Here is a 15,389-nt window from a genome sequence, read left to right on the forward strand (position 1 = left end):
CGATGGAAGAAACCTTAGCGGTCCGCAAGCTGGACCGGCTCGGCGTGGTGTTGGTGACGGCCGGCATCGTCGCAACTGCTCTCCTGCCTTTCATCTATGTGAAGGCAAACCGCATCGCCGCCGGAAAGCCCATGCTGCTGACGCAGCTTCTGAACCAGCCGTCCGCCATCATCCTGACAATCCTCCTAATCGTCACCGCACTGGCCGTTCTGTTTCTGCAAAACGCGCTGCTGCGGCTGGTGATCGCGACCCTCTCATTTGCGGCGCTGCTTGCGACGATCGGGCTTGCGGCCGCGGTATTCACGCCACCGAATAGCAATGCCGCACGCATGACGCCTGGCGGCGGCTTCTGGCTGCTGTTCGCGGTCATCGGGCTCATCATCTCGGACGCACTCGTCAAGATCAGGCTTACCCCGTGGATGCGGATTGCGGCTCTTGCTGCCTACACCGGCCTGCTCGGCACCTTCCTCACCTCGGGTCTGCTCGACAATCTTTCAATCATGAAGGAATTCGCGACCCGATCCGCGCAATTCTGGACCGAGGCGCTGGCCCATATGCTGCTCGCATTCGGCTCGCTGGCGACCGCGATCATCATCGGCCTGCCGCTCGGCATCCTGTGTTTCTGGGTTCCGAAGCTGCGTGCCGCCGTGCTACAGGGTCTCAGCCTGATCCAGACGATCCCGAGCCTTGCGCTTTTCGGTATTCTGATGCTGCCGCTCGGCTATCTCGCGACCCATGTTCCGGCGGCTGCCTCCATCGGCATTCGCGGCATCGGTGCTGCGCCGGCGCTGATCGCGCTCATCCTCTATTCGCTCCTGCCGATCGTCGCCAACACGGTCGTCGGTCTGCAGGGTGTTGATCCCTCGGTCCGCGACGCCGCGGCGGGCATGGGTCTGACGCGCCGACAGGTCCTCACCGGCATCGATCTGCCGCTTGCCTTTCCCGTCATCCTGACCGGCATTCGCATCGTCCTCGTGCAGGCGATCGGTCTGGTGACGGTGGCAGCGCTGATCGGCGGTGGCGGCTTCGGCATCTTCATCTTCCAGGGGCTTGGTCAGACGGCCATGGACCTCGTTCTGCTCGGCGCCGTCCCGACCGTCTTCTTCGCCTTTTCGTCGGCCGTCATCCTCGATGCGGTCATCGACAGCATACGGGGATCCGCCACATGAGCATGATCGAGATCAGGAACGTTACCAAGCGCTACGGAGCGGCAACCGTCGTCGACAACGTCTCGATGGATGTCGAGAAGGGCTCGATCACCGTCATCGTCGGTACCTCGGGCTCGGGCAAATCGACACTGATGCGGATGATCAACCGTCTCGTGCCGATCACCGTGGGTGAGATCTTCGTTGGCGGGCAGAACATCATGGATGTGCCAGTGACGGAACTCCGCCGCAAGATCGGCTATGCGATCCAGGGTCACGGCCTCTTTCCACATCGGACGGTCGCACAGAACATCGCGACGGTGCCGCAGCTTCTCGGCTGGGACACGGCAAAAATCAAAGCCCGCGTCGAGGAACTGCTCGGCCTCTTCAACCTCGATCCGGCGACCTTCGCCGAGAAATATCCGCATCAGCTCTCGGGCGGCCAGCAGCAGCGCGTCGGCGTTGCGCGAGCGCTGGCGGCGGAACCGGAACTGCTGTTGATGGACGAGCCGTTCGGCGCGCTCGATCCTGTCATCCGCGGCAAGGCGCAAGACGATCTCCTCGCGATCCAGAAGCAGTTCGGTACGACCGTCGTCCTCGTCACGCACGATATGGACGAGGCCTTCCACCTCGGCAACCAGATCGCCGTAATGAGCGCCGGCAAGGTGCTGCAATGCTCGACCCCGGAAAAGATCCTGACCGAGCCGGCCGATCCCTTCGTGCAGCAATTGACCGGCACCTCTGACCGGGCGCTGAAACTGATGTCGCTGCTGCCGCTGAAGGAAAGCATGGAGCCGGCTAAGTCAGGCCTGGCTTACGCATTGCCACAATCGCTCAGCCTGCGCGACGCGCTGGCCGAGATGATCTGGCAAGGCGTCGACGAAGCCGCCGTTCAGGATGGCGACAGGGCGCCTATCGGCTCGATCTCGATGACGCGGCTGCTCGAACTGGGCCGTAAGGCATGAAACACCTCTTCGCGAACCTCTTCCGCGTCGTCGCACTGCTGTTGCTGCTGATCCTCCTGTTCAGGACGAAGTGGCTGTCCTTCCTGCTCGTGCCGTTGACGAGTAACAATGCGCCGGCCGTCTACACGCAAAACAGTCTTCCGCAGCTTGCCGCTTCGCATCTCTTTCTTGTGGCGATCTCGATCGCGGGCAGCGCCGTTCTTGCGATCCTCGGCGGCATTTTCGTCACCCGCAAGAGCGGCGAAGACTTCCTGCCGTTGTCGCGGGCGATTGCCAATGCCGGCCAGACCTTTCCGCCGGTCGCGGTGCTCGCTTTGGCCGTGCCTGCAACCGGCTTCGGTGCCGGTCCGACGTTGATCGCGCTCTTTCTCTATGGCCTGCTGCCGATCTTCGAGAACACCGTCTCCGGCCTGAAGCAGGTCTCCCCCTCCGTACTTGATGCCGCCGATGGCATGGGCATGAATGGCACACAGCGGCTCTTTCAGGTGGAACTGCCGCTTGCTCTGCCGCTGATCCTCGAGGGTTTGAAGGTTGCGACCGTCATCAACATCGGCACCGCGACGATCGGCTCGACGGTGGCGGCCAAGGGCCTTGGCGAAGTCATCATCGCCGGGCTGATTTCCGACAATACCGCCTTCATCCTGCAAGGTGGTCTGATCGTCGGCCTGATGGCAGTACTGATCTATGATGCGATGGGGCTTGTCGAAAACGCCATCAGGCAAAGAATTGGCTTGCGCCCGGCCTGAGGCGGCGGCTACCAAGGCTGCCGTGATATCGGCAACGGGAGGCAGCCTTGGCCAAGATGATTCACTCCATGATCCGCGTTCTCGACGAGGCGCGCTCGGTCGAGTTCTACGGCAAGGTTCTCGGCCTCAAAGTCGCCGATCGCATCGACTTCGATACCTTCACCCTGATCTACATGAGCAACGACGAAACCGGCTTCGAGCTGGAGCTGACGGTCAACAAGGGGCGCACTGAACCCTATGATCTCGGCAATGGCTATGGGCATCTTGCCCTCTCCGTCCAGGAAGTGAAGATCGAGCATAAGCGTCTGATGGAAGCGGGCCTGAACCCCGGCAAGATCGTCGAACTCAATCGCGACGGCAAACTGCTGGCGTTGTTCTTTTTCGTTACCGATCCCGACGGCTACAAGATCGAAGTCCTGCAACGCCACGGCCGTTATCTCTAAGAGTTTCCCATGATCGAAAAGACCGAACTGAACCGGGGCTGGACTCTCTCCTGCAACGTTACAGGTCGACGCGACCTGCCGGCGGAGATTCCGGCAAAAGTGCCCGGTTGCGTACATCTCGACCTTCTGGCCGCCCGGCTGATCCCCGACCCCTATCTCGACATCAACGAGATCACCAACGACTGGATCGGCAAGGAAGACTGGACCTATCGCTGCACTTTAGACGCGTCACCGGACGCCGGAAAAATCCACGAACTGGTGTTCGACGGCCTCGATACCGTCGCGACGATCGTCCTGAACGGCGAGGAGCTCGGCCGAACCTTCAACATGCATCGCACCTATCGCTTCGATGTCTCGGAGCGACTGAAGCAGGGCTCGAACGAGCTCGTCGTGGTATTCCGCTCGGCATACGCATACGGTGCCGAGATGGAGGCGCACTACGGCTATCGGCCGAACAACTATCCCGGCCCTGGCAACCTGATGCGCAAGATGGCCTGCAACTTCGGTTGGGACTGGGGACCGACGCTGGTAACCGCGGGGATCTGGAAGCTGGTGCGGCTGGAAAGCTGGGAACGGGCTCGGCTTGCAGAAACGCGGGTTTCGGCAACGCTTGCCGGCGGCGACGGGCTTGTGACGGTGCGAGCACGTGTGGAGCGCCACGCCGGCGAGGGCGCGAAGATCGTCGCTAGCATTGCTGGCATCAGCCATGTCGCCGAGTTCGCGGAGGGTGCAGATGAGGTCGAGTTTCGGCTGAGTGTCACTGCTCCGCGGATCTGGTGGCCGCATCATCTCGGCGCACAACCGCTCTACCCATTGCAGATTGAACTACGCGATAGCGTAAGCAATGACTTACTCGATAGCTATTCGAAAGAGATCGGCTTCCGCTCGGTGAGGCTGGATACCGCACCCGACGAACACGGCTCCGCATTTACTTTCGTTGTCAACGACGTCCCACTTTTCCTCTGCGGCGCGAACTGGATTCCGGACGACTGCTTCCCATCGCGGGTGACCACCGAGCGCTATGCTTCCCGGATTGAGGAGGCCAAGGCATCGAACATCAATCTGCTGCGTGTCTGGGGCGGCGGAATATTCGAGCGCGACGAGTTCTACGAAGCCTGCGACCGCGCCGGGATGCTCGTCTGGCAGGACTTCCTGTTTGCCTGCGCATCCTACCCCGAAGAAGAGCCCTTGCGCAGTGAGGTCGAAGCGGAGGTGCGCGACAACGTCATGCGCCTGATGCCGCACCCGTCGCTTATCGTCTGGAACGGCAACAACGAAAATATCTGGGGCTTTTACGAGTGGGGTTGGCGTCCGATCATCAAGGATGGAGTGAGCTGGGGACTCGGCTACTATCTCGATGTTCTGCCGAAACTCTGTGCTGAGCTGGACCCGGATCGGCCGTATTATCCCGGCAGCCCCTACTCCGGGACGATGGAGATCGAGCCGAACGCCGATGAACATGGCTGCAAGCATATCTGGGATGCCTGGAATGATGTCGGCTACGAGGTCTATCGCAACTACATCCCACGCTTCTGCTCAGAGTTCGGCTGGCAGGCGCCACCCAACTGGGCGACAATCGAGGAAAGCGTCCATGATACGCCGCTGACACCGACCTCGAACGGCGTTTTCCACCATCAGAAGGCGACGCAAGGCAACGACAAGCTGATCCGCGGCCTCGCCGGGCATCTTCCGGCGCCGCGGACCATGGACGACTGGCATTTCGCCACACAGCTAAGCCAGGCGCGCGCCATCCGCTTCGCGATCGAGCACATGCGCTCGCACCGCGCTGTCTGCAAAGGCGCCGTCGTCTGGCAGTTCAACGATTGCTGGCCGGTCACCTCCTGGGCGGCACTCGATTCGGCCGGACGCCGCAAGCCGCTCTGGTATGCCATGCAACAGGCATTCGATCCGAGGCTGCTGACGATCCAGCCGCGCAGCAGCGGACTGGCGGCGGTGGCAGTCAACGAACGTACCCTCTTCTGGCGTGCGAAGATCTCAGGCAAGCGCCTGCGGCTTGACGGAACAGTGCTGGCCGAATTCGAGTTCTGGCGACTGCTCTGCGACCGCTTCGACGCGAAGGAGTTTTCGCTGCCGGCTGACATCGCGACGCCGGACAACGCAATCGATGAGCTCGTCGTCGCGCAGATGCTCGACCGCCGTGCCTTCCACTACTTCGTCGAGGATGTCGACCTGAAGCTGCCGGCGCCGCAGGCATCGATCGAGGTCAGCCCATCCGCGGATGGCTATGAGGTGAAAGTAACAGCTGTGACCTTCCTGAAGGATCTCTGCTTGATGGCAGATCGGCTCGATCCTGATGCCGTCGTCGATTCCATGCTGATAACGCTACTTCCGGGCGAAAGCCACATATTCGCGTTGCGGACTGCAACGGCGCTCTCGGCAAGCGATATCACCATTGGCGCTTTGCTGCGCTCTGCCAACGACCTCGTTGCCACAAACTGAAAAGGCCCCGTCCGCGACGGGGCCCATCCAGGTCGTTTTACCACGCCAAGTGCCAAAGGGCGCTTTTGGCGCAGCGCATATACGCGCGATCAATGGACCGCGCGCCTGCGGACGACGTTACATCCAGTAGGGCGGCACGCCATAGTAGTCATACACTCGGCGGCCATTATCGTTGTACCAGGTGTCATCATCATCCGCATAGCTCGGCGCGCCTTCGATCTGCTCCTTGGTCAGGTCGATGCGGTAGCCGTCGAGCTGGGTATCGTATGACAGCTTTGCCCACGGCAGCGGATAGTGATCGCGGCCAATGCCCATGAAGCCGCCAAACTCGAGCACGGCGTAGGCGACGCGGCCGTCCTGCTTGCCTAGGATCAATCGTTCAATCGAGCCGATATGCTTGCCATCGGCGCCATATACGCGGGTGCCTTCCACGCGGTCGCTGGCAATCAACGTCGGCGTATCCTTCACATTCGGGTCACGGCTGGTATTGTCAGCGTTCTGATGCAGCATGGTGCACCTCCTTTGTTTCCTTGTGGTTGGCCTACAGCTTCAAAACGCTGCCCTGAACTCGATGTTCCCAATTTTATCACCACGACCTCCGGCTCTGCGTTATTGACGTTTACGTCAAGGTTAGTGTAACTCTATTCTCGGCTTGAACCGTTCAGGCGATGACATAAGCTGCCGCGTTGGAAGATGGAGGATCGTCCAATCGGCTTGCCGGTGGGACCGGCCGGCAGCGATAGGGAGAGAGACAAGATGAACAGCATTTCCGTCCATCCAGGCGGTGCGAAGCCCGAAAAACCCTGGCTTGCCACCTATCCCGACAGCGTGCCGGCGGAGCTTCCCCCGCTGGAATACGAATCATTGGCGGAACTGCTTGAGAAATCCTGCGCGCGCTATGCCAATCGCACCGCCTTTTCCAGCATGGGCAAGACGCTGAGCTACGGCAAGCTTGAAAGCCAGACGCGGAAGATCGCGGCATGGCTTCAGGGTCTCGGCCTCGAGAAGGGCGACCGCATCGCCGTCATGATGCCGAACGTGCTGCAGAACCCCGTCGCCGTCTACGGCATCCTGCGCGCCGGCTTTGTCGCGGTGAACGTCAATCCGCTCTACACGCCGCGCGAACTCGAGCATCAGCTGCGGGACTCCGGCGCCAAGGCGATCTTCGTGCTGGAAAATTTCGCCCGCACGGTGGAGCAGGTGCTTGTGAAGACCGACGTGCGCCATGTCGTTGTCACCTCGCTCGGCGAAATGCTGGGCGCCAAGGGACTGATCGTCAACCTGCTCGTGCGCAAGGTGAAGAAGCTCGTTCCCTCCTGGTCCATCCCACAGCACAAAACCTTCAAGCAGGTTCTGGCCGAAGGCGCCGGCAAGGCGCTGAAACCGGCAAACATCAAGGGCGACGATATCGCCTTCTTGCAATACACGGGCGGCACCACGGGGATCGCCAAGGGCGCGGTGCTAACGCACAAGAACCTGCTCTCCAACAAGCTCCAGCTGGAACTCTGGCTACAATCGGCTTTCGACAAGAAGCAGCGGCCAGAAGTGCTGAACTTCCTCTGTGCCCTGCCGCTTTATCACATCTTTGCGCTGACGGTGAATTCGCTGATGGGCATGTCGCTCGGCGCGCACAACATCCTCGTTGCCAACCCGCGCGATATTCCGGCGCTGGTCAAGGAGTTCGGCAAGGTCAAGGTCCATATATTCCCCGGCCTCAACACGCTGTTCAACGCATTGATGAACAATGCCGATTTCGCCAAGGTCGACTTCTCCTCCATGGTGATGTCGCTTGGCGGCGGTATGGCGGTACAGCGGCCGGTTGCGGAGCGGTGGATGAAGATCACCGGCTCGCATATTACCGAAGGCTATGGGCTCTCCGAAACCTCGCCGGTAGCAACGGCAAACCGCTTCGATTCGGCCGAGTTCACCGGCTCGATCGGTCTGCCGATCCCATCGACCGAGCTCGACATTCGCGACGAGGACGGCAATTCGCTTCCGCTTGGCGAGATCGGCGAAATCTGCATCCGCGGTCCGCAGGTGATGGCTGGCTATTGGAACAAGCCGGAGGAGACGGCGCGCGTGATGACGCCGGACGGCTATTTCCGCACCGGCGACATGGGTTTCATGGATGCCCGCGGCTACACCAAGATCGTCGACCGCAAGAAGGACATGATCTTGGTCTCCGGCTTCAACGTCTATCCGAACGAGATCGAGGAAGTAGCGGCCATGCATCCCGGCATCCTCGAAGCGGCAGCTGTCGGCATTGCCGATGGGCATTCCGGCGAGGCCGTCAAGCTCTTTGTGGTGCGCAAGGATCCGGCGCTGACGGAGGCGGACGTGAAGGCCCATTGCGCTGCAAACCTGACCAATTACAAGCGCCCCCGCTTCGTGGAATTCCGCACTGAATTGCCGAAGACACCGGTCGGAAAAATCCTGCGCAAGGATCTGCGCGGTTAAGTTTGACGATTGCGTGAAATTGAGAGCCATCCGTTTGTTCGGATGGCTTTTTTGCGTTTCGACAGGTCGCCGAACTTGATTTGCGCCCTGCAAAGCGAATAGTTTCCGCGACCCTCTCGCCCTGCAAAGGAGCCTCCCATGAATGCCATCGTCGAACAATTGAAGAGCACTGCGGCCGCCACCCAAGCGACCGACCTGCGCGCCGCCTTTGCCGCCGATCCGCAGCGTTTCTCGCACTTCAGCGTGTCGCTCGACGACCTCCTGATGGACTATTCCAAGACGGCCGTGAACGACGAGATCCTGGCTCTCCTGGTCAAGCTCGCGGAAACGGGCGGCGTCGAAGCAAAGCGTGACGAAATGTTCGCCGGCAAGGCGATCAACTTCACCGAAAACCGCGCTGTCCTGCACACTGCGCTGCGCAACCGCTCCAACACGCCGGTCCTGGCCGACGGCAAGGACGTCATGCCTGACGTCAACGCCGTGCTCGCCGCCATGAGCAAGTTCGCCGACGGCATCCGCTCCGGCAGCCTCAAGGGGGCGACCGGCAAGGCGATCACCGACGTCATCAACATCGGCATCGGCGGCTCCGATCTCGGTCCCGTGATGGCAACGCTGGCGTTGGCACCCTTCCATGACGGCCCCCGCGCTCATTTCGTTTCCAACATCGACGGCGCTCATATCGCCGATACGCTGAAGCTCGTTCAGCCCGAGACGACGCTCTTCATCGTCGCCTCCAAGACCTTCACCACCGTGGAGACGATGACGAACGCACAGACGGCCCGCAAGTTCATCGCCGATGCGCTCGGCGAGGCTGCCGTCCAGCATCATTTCGCTGCCGTTTCGACCGCACTCGACAAGGTCGCTGCCTTCGGCATCGAAAGCGAACGCGTCTTCGGCTTCTGGGATTGGGTCGGCGGTCGCTATTCCCTGTGGTCGGCGATCGGCCTGCCGATCATGATCGCGATCGGACCGGACAATTTCATCAAGTTTCTCGAGGGCGCCCATGCCGTCGACAACCACTTCCGCACGGCGCCGATCACCCAGAACCTGCCAATGTTGCTCGGCCTGATCGGCTACTATCACCGCAATGTACTTGGCTACCCGACCCGTGCGGTCCTGCCCTACGACCAGCGCCTGTCGCGCTTCCCGGCCTATCTGCAGCAGCTCGACATGGAATCGAACGGCAAGGGCGTGACGATCGACGGCACGCCGGTTGAAGGCAATTCCGGTCCGGTTGTCTGGGGCGAGCCCGGCACCAACGGCCAGCACGCCTTCTACCAGCTCATCCACCAAGGCACGAGCGTCATCCCGGCCGAGTTCATGATCGCGGCGAACGCCTTCGAGCCAAATCTGCGCCACCAGCACCAGCTTCTGATGTCAAATGTGCTCGCCCAGTCCGAAGCCCTGATGAAGGGCCGCACCTTCGAAGAGGCGAAGAAGCAGCTGACCGACAAGGGTATGGACGACAAAAAGGCCGATTTCATCGCGCCACACCGCGTCTTCACTGGTAACCGCCCGTCCATCACCTTCGTCTACGACAAGCTGACGCCCTATGCGCTGGGTCGCCTGATCGCGCTCTATGAGCACCGAGTCTTTGTTGAAGGTGTGCTCTTCCGCATCAACTCCTTCGATCAGTGGGGCGTTGAGCTCGGCAAGGAACTGGCGACCGGCCTGCTGCCTGTCGTCGAAGGCAAGGAAAGCGCTGACGGACACGATTCCTCGACGCAGGGGCTCGTTTCTGCACTGGCGAAGCTCGCCAAGTAAGCGCTCGCACAAAGCGATTCAAAAGCTCGCCCATCTCATGTGGGTGAGCTTTTTTGTTTGAAGCAGTCGAACCGGGCTACATTTCTTCGTCTTTACTGCAGTTGTTCGATGGGAGAGACGCATGATCGAAACAGACGACGAGCTGGCAACATTCGAAGTGAAGGGTGCCGCGCCGCTGCCCACCGCAGCTCGTGCTGGCTTCGTAGAAAACGACGGTGCTCGCATCTGGTATGCGAGCTACGGCTCCGGCCCCGCCGTCATCCTGCTGCATGGCGGACTCGGCAATGCCGGGAACTGGGGATATCAGGTGCCAGCATTGGTCGAATCGGGCCGACACGTGGTCGTTATTGACAGCCGCGGACACGGCCGCAGCACACGCGATGCTCGGCCATTTCACTATGCCCAGATGGCAGACGACGTGCTTGCGGTGATGGATCGTCTGGCGCTCGCGAACGCCGCCCTCGTCGGCTGGAGCGACGGTGCCTGCACGGCGCTGATCCTCGCCGATAAGCGGCCGGAGCGGGTTTCCGGTGTGTTTTTCTTCGCCTGCAACATGGATCCCAGCGGCACGCTTGAATTCAAGCCGACACCCGTGATCGATCGTTGCTTTAGTCGCCATCGGAAGGACTATCAGGCGCTATCTGCTACGTCCGATGCCTTCGATGGCTTCGTGGCCGACGTGTCAAAGATGATGGCCTGCGAGCCCAACTACACGGCCGCCGACCTCGCCGGCATCAAGGTGCCGGTCGCGGTCGTGCTCGGAGAGAATGACGAGTTCATCAAGCGGGAGCATGCCGATTATCTGGCACGCAGCATCCCCGATGCCGAACTGATCCTCCTACCAGAAGTCAGCCATTTCGCACCGCTGCAGCGGCCCGAGCACTTCAACCGCGAAGTGCTCGCCTTTCTCGATCGGCTATAGTTCAGAGGCCGATTTCTTTCGCCCAGGGCGGATTGGCCCCGGCGCGCGAGACCGTGACGGCGGCGGCCTTGGCACCAAGCGAAAGGGCGTTCTGCAACGCCTTTTCGCTGAGCGAGGCAACCTTTTCCTTGGTCAGGAGGTCGTCGATCTTCAGCGAGGCGAGCACGCCGGCATCGAAGGTGTCGCCCGCGCCAACAGTATCGACGACGGTGACGCGCTCGCTCGGCACGGTGACCTTACGTTCCTTGGTGTAGCCGGACGCCCCTTCCGCACCCTTGGTGATGACGACAAGCTTGACGCCCTGCTGCAGCCAGTAGGCGGCGAGATCGTCGTGGTTGCCCTCGAGACCGAACCACTCCAGGTCCTCGTCGGAGAACTTCACGATATCCGACTTGGACGCCATGCGCTTGATGCGCGCCATGTGGGCTTCCTTGTTCTTGATGAAGCCGGGGCGAATGTTGGGATCCAGCGAAATGACGCGCTTGTCGCACTCGCGCTCGAGCAGTGCCTCGTAGGTCTCGCCGCAGGGGCTGGGGATGAGGCTGATCGCGCCGAAATGCAATGCTTCGCAATCGTTGCCAAGTGCGGGCAGATCGTCGGTGGTGATCATGCGGCCGGCCGTGCCTTCATCGTAGAAAGCATAGGTCGCCTGGCCGTTGACCAGCTTGACGAACGCGACAGTCGACGGGCGCGGGGTGATGGCGCAGAGGCTGAAGTCGACATTACTCGCCTTCAGCGTATCGCGCAGGATCTCGCCCATCATGTCGTCGGCAAGACCGGTGAAGAAGGCCGTTGGGATGCCGAGGCGTCCGAGCGCGATCGCCGTGTTGAAGATCGCACCCCCGGCGTATGGCGCAAAGCCCTTCTCGCCGAGCGTTGTCTCCCGCGGCAGCATGTCAATCAGCGCTTCGCCACAGCACAAAATCATTCCGGCCTCCCAAGCATTACGATCCATCGATGTCCAAATCGATTAGATAATTTCGTGGCAAAAGCAAAGCGCCGCGACGCAATTCTTCATTCAAAGTGATGAAATGCCGCCATTGCGTCCCGACCAGGCGAGGGGCGCATCGAGGAAGGCCTCCACTTCGCTCAATGTCTTTTCGTCGAACAGCTTCTGCGCCTTGGCGACCGCCAGCACATCGCGCCAGGTGGCGATATAGTGCAGCTTGACCTTGCCGTCGGCAAAGCGCAGGGCGCCTTCGTCAAAAATGCCGTAATAGAAGAGCGCGATACCGTGATCGACCACACCACCGGCGGCACGGACAGCATCGATGAACTTGAACATGCTGCCACCGGCCGTCGTCAGGTCCTCGATGACGAGGACGCGCGAGCCCTCCGGCATGTTGCCTTCGATCTGCGCGTTGCGACCGTGACCCTTCGGCTGCTTGCGCACATAGATCATCGGCAGGCTGAGGCGATCTGCGAGCAGTGCGGCAAAGGGGATGCCCGCGGTTTCGCCACCGGCCACGCAATCGAACTGCTCGAAGCCGGCCTCGCGCAACACGACGCTGGTGGCAAAGTCCATGACGGTCGAGCGGACGCGCGGGAAGGACAGAAGCTTGCGGCAATCGATGTAGACGGGGCTCGCCATACCGGAGGCGAACTTGTAGGGCTGGGCAGCGTTGAAGTGCACCGCCTTGATCTCCCAGAGCATCTTCGCAACGAGTTCCGCCATCACGGCGCGGTCGGTGAATGTCGTCTGGATCATCGCTCTCTCCTTTGGTCAAATTTATGGGCCAATAGCAGCAAGCGGGTCAGTTTTCCAGAACAGCGAGTGGTTCCATGCCGAGAATGATGGCAAAAACGCCCTGGTGATCGAACAATGCCCGCGCGCCGGCGCTCAAGAAATGCTGAGAGAACCGCATTCGAGGGCGCGGTGGCCCGCAATGCATCAATTCTTTCAGATATTTGCGCTTGCGCGCCCGCACGGCGGCGATATCGTCGTGCCATGGACCATATCGAAGTTTTCCAGCGCCTCGGTGTCGCACTTGCCATCGGCCTGCTCGTCGGCGTCGAGCGGGGCTGGCAGGAACGTGAGGTTCGCGCGGGCGGCAGGACGGCGGGTATCCGTACCTTCGGTCTCACCGGCTTTCTCGGCGGAATAGCTGGAACACTTCAGTCCATGACCGGCCCCCTTCTGCCCGCAGCAATCGCGGTGCTTCTGGGTCTCATCTACATCGCCGGCAAGTGGCAGGAGACGAAGGAGGACGAAGACTACAGCATCACGTCGGTCGTGGCCGCCCTTGTGGTGTTCGGGCTCGGCGTTCTGGCTACCGTCGGCGACATCGTTACTGCGGCTGCCGGCGGCGTCGCAACGACAGCAATTCTTGCGGCTCGCCACAGCCTGCACGGCTTTCTTAGAGGGTTAACGTGGGTTGAACTCCGCGCCGCCTTGTTGCTGCTTGCGATGACGGTAATTGCACTGCCACTGCTGCCGGACGAGGCGCTCGATCCCTGGGGCGCGCTCAATCCTTACTCGCTGTGGCTGTTGACGATCACCATCGCAGCCCTGTCTTTTGCCGGCTACATGGCGATTCGATTGATGGGCACCGGCCGTGGCGTTCTGTTGGCGGGGGCTGCGGGCGGGCTTGTCTCGTCGACCGCCTTGACGCTGTCTTTCGCCCGCTATTCGGCGGAAGCGCCCGAGGGTGCACGGCACCTTGCGGCAGGCGCAGGCATTGCCGGCGCCCTCTCCTATGCGCGCGTCCTCGTCATCGCCAGCGCCCTCTCCTTCACCATGCTGGCGCCGCTCGCGTCCGCGCTCGTCCCGGCGATCATCGGTTTTCTGGCGACCGGCCTGTTCTCGGTGTGGCGTTCCAAGACTGCCACCGAGGCGCCGGAAATCGACCTGAAAAACCCCTTCGAGCTCAAGACCGTCATCTCCTTTGCGGCGCTGCTCGGTCTCATCAGCCTCGTGTCGAAGATGGCGATCGACTATGTCGGGCCATCCGCGCTCTTCGTCGTGGCGGCGATCTCTGGCCTCGTCGATGTCGATGCCATCACGCTTTCGACCGTACGCCTCGTAGGCTCGACGATCGACGTGACGACGGCCGCCGATGTCATCCTGATCGCCGTCGCGGTCAATACGGTGACGAAGGTGGTGCTTGCCTTCACGGCCGGGCGGCGGGAATACGCGATGGCGCTCGGCGAAGCGTCGGCGGTGGCGGTCGTGCTCGGCGCCGTAGGCTATTTCACGGCGCGCAGCTTTCTGCCTGCCTGAGCCGATTGCACCAACGCGAGCCCAGAAAAAGAAGCGTGGATCCAGCGACTACGATAGTCGTGCGATATCGGCGGGCAGCATCCGCTGATAAAGCGCAATCGCGGCCCGTCCGTCCACATCATCCAGTGAAATCGCGTAACGAACGGCCGCTGCCAGAAGCTGCATGGTAAGCCTGGCAATGGCGAGAAGCTCGCCCTTGCTCCGTTCCGGCTCCAGCTTTGCGAGAACGGAAAACAGCGCCTGGGCGTGAAACTCCATGTCCTCGGCATCGACCTCCTGCAGCAGCCGATCGGCCTGGGTGGCAACCCAGATATCGCGCATCACCGGCTCCTGCCGGAAAAAACCGTAGTACTGGTCGGCAATGTTGCATAGCGCCTGCCGCAGCGTTGCGGCATCCGTCGCCGTTGCAAGCTCAGCCCCGACGCAAGCCCTGCCCAGTTCGTTGAAGCGTCCGGCAAGCGTGCGGATGATCGAACTCTTGTCCGGGAAATACTGATAGAGCGCCCCGAAGGATAACTCGGCCCTTTCAACGATCTCACTCATCCTCAGCGCATCGCTGCCATTCTTCTCGATCAGTTCCAGCGCCACCGAAAGGATCTTCTCGAAACGCTCCCGGCCGCGCTTCTGCTGGGGAATCCGGCGCGGCTGGCCGGTCGGTTCCGGCTGTCTTCTGCGCCTGACGGCACCCTCTTCGCCCATTCCACTCTCCATTTTTCACTTGACGTGCAAAATAAGAGAGTTTATCTCATTTTGCAAATGAGAGACTTTCTCTTATTTAAACCGGAGGAGTGGTCCCATGCAGAATTCCGAAATCATCGTCATCGGCGGCTCGGGCAAGACAGGCGGCCGCATCGCAGATCAGCTGGCGAAGCGAGGGCTCACCTTCCGCTTTGCCTCGCGTTCCAGCGCGCGTCCATTCGATTGGGAAAAGCGGGCGGACTGGGCCGCGACGCTCGCCGGCGCAAAGAGCGCCTATGTGAGCTTCCAGCCTGATCTTGCCGTATCGTGGGCCGCTGATGCGATCGGTGCGCTCGCCCGCACGGCCATCGACTGCGGCCTTAGCCATATCGTCCTGTTGTCGGGTCGCGGCGAAGAGGGTGCGCAACGCGCCGAGGAAGCGCTCAAGGCGTCCGGCATCGACTACACTATTCTGCGAGCATCATGGTTCTGCCAGAATTTCAGCGAAGGCGCCTTTGCCGAGCAGGTCGCTGCAGGCGAACTGGCCCTTCCGGCGGGTGCTGTGAAGGAACCCTTCATCGATACCGAC

At 61.2% G+C, this 15,389-nt stretch carries 14 protein-coding genes; 10 read left to right on the forward strand and 4 right to left on the reverse strand.

Features of this window, described 5'->3' with window-relative positions:
* The first annotated feature begins 2 nt into the window (after nucleotides 1-2).
* From K9B32_RS27655 to K9B32_RS27675, 5 genes are read left to right on the forward strand one after another with little or no spacing between them, the layout of a single operon-like run.
* Nucleotides 3-1,169, forward strand: a complete 1,167-nt coding sequence (locus K9B32_RS27655; protein ID WP_224568318.1) for an ABC transporter permease — start codon at nucleotides 3-5, stop codon at nucleotides 1,167-1,169.
* Nucleotides 1,166-2,110, forward strand: coding sequence for an ABC transporter ATP-binding protein (locus tag K9B32_RS27660; RefSeq protein WP_224568320.1), 945 nt, complete (start codon nucleotides 1,166-1,168; stop codon nucleotides 2,108-2,110). Before K9B32_RS27655 ends, K9B32_RS27660 begins: the two co-directional genes overlap by 4 nt.
* Nucleotides 2,107-2,856 carry an ABC transporter permease gene (locus K9B32_RS27665; RefSeq protein WP_224568321.1) on the forward strand — a complete coding sequence of 250 codons (750 nt, stop codon included), beginning with the start codon at nucleotides 2,107-2,109 and terminating at the stop codon, nucleotides 2,854-2,856. The genes K9B32_RS27660 and K9B32_RS27665 overlap by 4 nt, the downstream gene beginning before the upstream one ends.
* A gap of 47 nt (nucleotides 2,857-2,903) precedes the next feature.
* Complete coding sequence (locus K9B32_RS27670; protein WP_007801940.1) at nucleotides 2,904-3,299, forward strand: glyoxalase superfamily protein; 396 nt, start codon at nucleotides 2,904-2,906, stop codon at nucleotides 3,297-3,299.
* A gap of 9 nt (nucleotides 3,300-3,308) precedes the next feature.
* Nucleotides 3,309-5,759 carry a glycoside hydrolase family 2 protein gene (locus K9B32_RS27675; protein WP_224568323.1) on the forward strand — a complete coding sequence of 817 codons (2,451 nt, stop codon included), beginning with the start codon at nucleotides 3,309-3,311 and terminating at the stop codon, nucleotides 5,757-5,759.
* A 117-nt stretch (nucleotides 5,760-5,876) separates the two neighbouring features.
* Here K9B32_RS27675 and K9B32_RS27680 read toward each other — a convergent pair whose 3' ends face one another.
* Nucleotides 5,877-6,269, reverse strand: a complete 393-nt coding sequence (locus K9B32_RS27680; RefSeq protein ID WP_224568325.1) for a PRC-barrel domain-containing protein — start codon at nucleotides 6,267-6,269, stop codon at nucleotides 5,877-5,879.
* A gap of 246 nt (nucleotides 6,270-6,515) precedes the next feature.
* On the opposite strand from K9B32_RS27680, the gene K9B32_RS27685 reads away from it, so the two are divergent.
* The 3 genes from K9B32_RS27685 to K9B32_RS27695 all read left to right on the forward strand — a co-directional run bounded on the left by K9B32_RS27685 (nucleotide 6,516) and on the right by K9B32_RS27695 (nucleotide 10,902).
* A complete protein-coding gene (locus K9B32_RS27685; protein ID WP_224568327.1) occupies nucleotides 6,516-8,216 on the forward strand; it encodes a long-chain fatty acid--CoA ligase in 1,701 nt (566 codons plus the stop codon).
* A gap of 138 nt (nucleotides 8,217-8,354) precedes the next feature.
* Complete coding sequence (pgi, locus tag K9B32_RS27690) at nucleotides 8,355-9,980, forward strand: glucose-6-phosphate isomerase (protein WP_224568329.1); 1,626 nt, start codon at nucleotides 8,355-8,357, stop codon at nucleotides 9,978-9,980.
* Nucleotides 9,981-10,101: 121 nt separating this feature from the next.
* The gene (locus K9B32_RS27695) at nucleotides 10,102-10,902 is read left to right on the forward strand and encodes an alpha/beta fold hydrolase (protein WP_224568331.1); all 801 of its coding nucleotides are present in this window, start codon (nucleotides 10,102-10,104) and stop codon (nucleotides 10,900-10,902) included.
* Between the two features lies 1 nt (nucleotide 10,903).
* Here the strand turns inward: K9B32_RS27695 and K9B32_RS27700 are convergent, their stop codons facing one another.
* Entirely contained in the window at nucleotides 10,904-11,830 is a 927-nt protein-coding gene (locus tag K9B32_RS27700; RefSeq protein ID WP_224568333.1) for a carbohydrate kinase family protein, read from the reverse strand.
* 90 nt (nucleotides 11,831-11,920) lie between these two features.
* The gene (locus K9B32_RS27705) at nucleotides 11,921-12,610 is read right to left on the reverse strand and encodes an orotate phosphoribosyltransferase (protein ID WP_007801954.1); all 690 of its coding nucleotides are present in this window, start codon (nucleotides 12,608-12,610) and stop codon (nucleotides 11,921-11,923) included.
* A 240-nt stretch (nucleotides 12,611-12,850) separates the two neighbouring features.
* Between K9B32_RS27705 and K9B32_RS27710 the strand changes: the two genes are divergently transcribed.
* A complete protein-coding gene (locus tag K9B32_RS27710; RefSeq protein WP_224568335.1) occupies nucleotides 12,851-14,122 on the forward strand; it encodes an MgtC/SapB family protein in 1,272 nt (423 codons plus the stop codon).
* 48 nt (nucleotides 14,123-14,170) lie between these two features.
* Here K9B32_RS27710 and K9B32_RS27715 read toward each other — a convergent pair whose 3' ends face one another.
* Nucleotides 14,171-14,821, reverse strand: coding sequence for a TetR/AcrR family transcriptional regulator (locus K9B32_RS27715; protein ID WP_224568336.1), 651 nt, complete (start codon nucleotides 14,819-14,821; stop codon nucleotides 14,171-14,173).
* Between the two features lie 97 nt (nucleotides 14,822-14,918).
* On the opposite strand from K9B32_RS27715, the gene K9B32_RS27720 reads away from it, so the two are divergent.
* Nucleotides 14,919-15,389 (forward strand): SDR family oxidoreductase (locus K9B32_RS27720; protein ID WP_411969759.1); only part of this gene is annotated, 471 nt, incomplete at its 3' end.

Origin of the sequence: Rhizobium sp. 3T7 (assembly GCF_020166565.1) — a bacterium.
Lineage (GTDB): Bacteria > Pseudomonadota > Alphaproteobacteria > Rhizobiales > Rhizobiaceae > Rhizobium.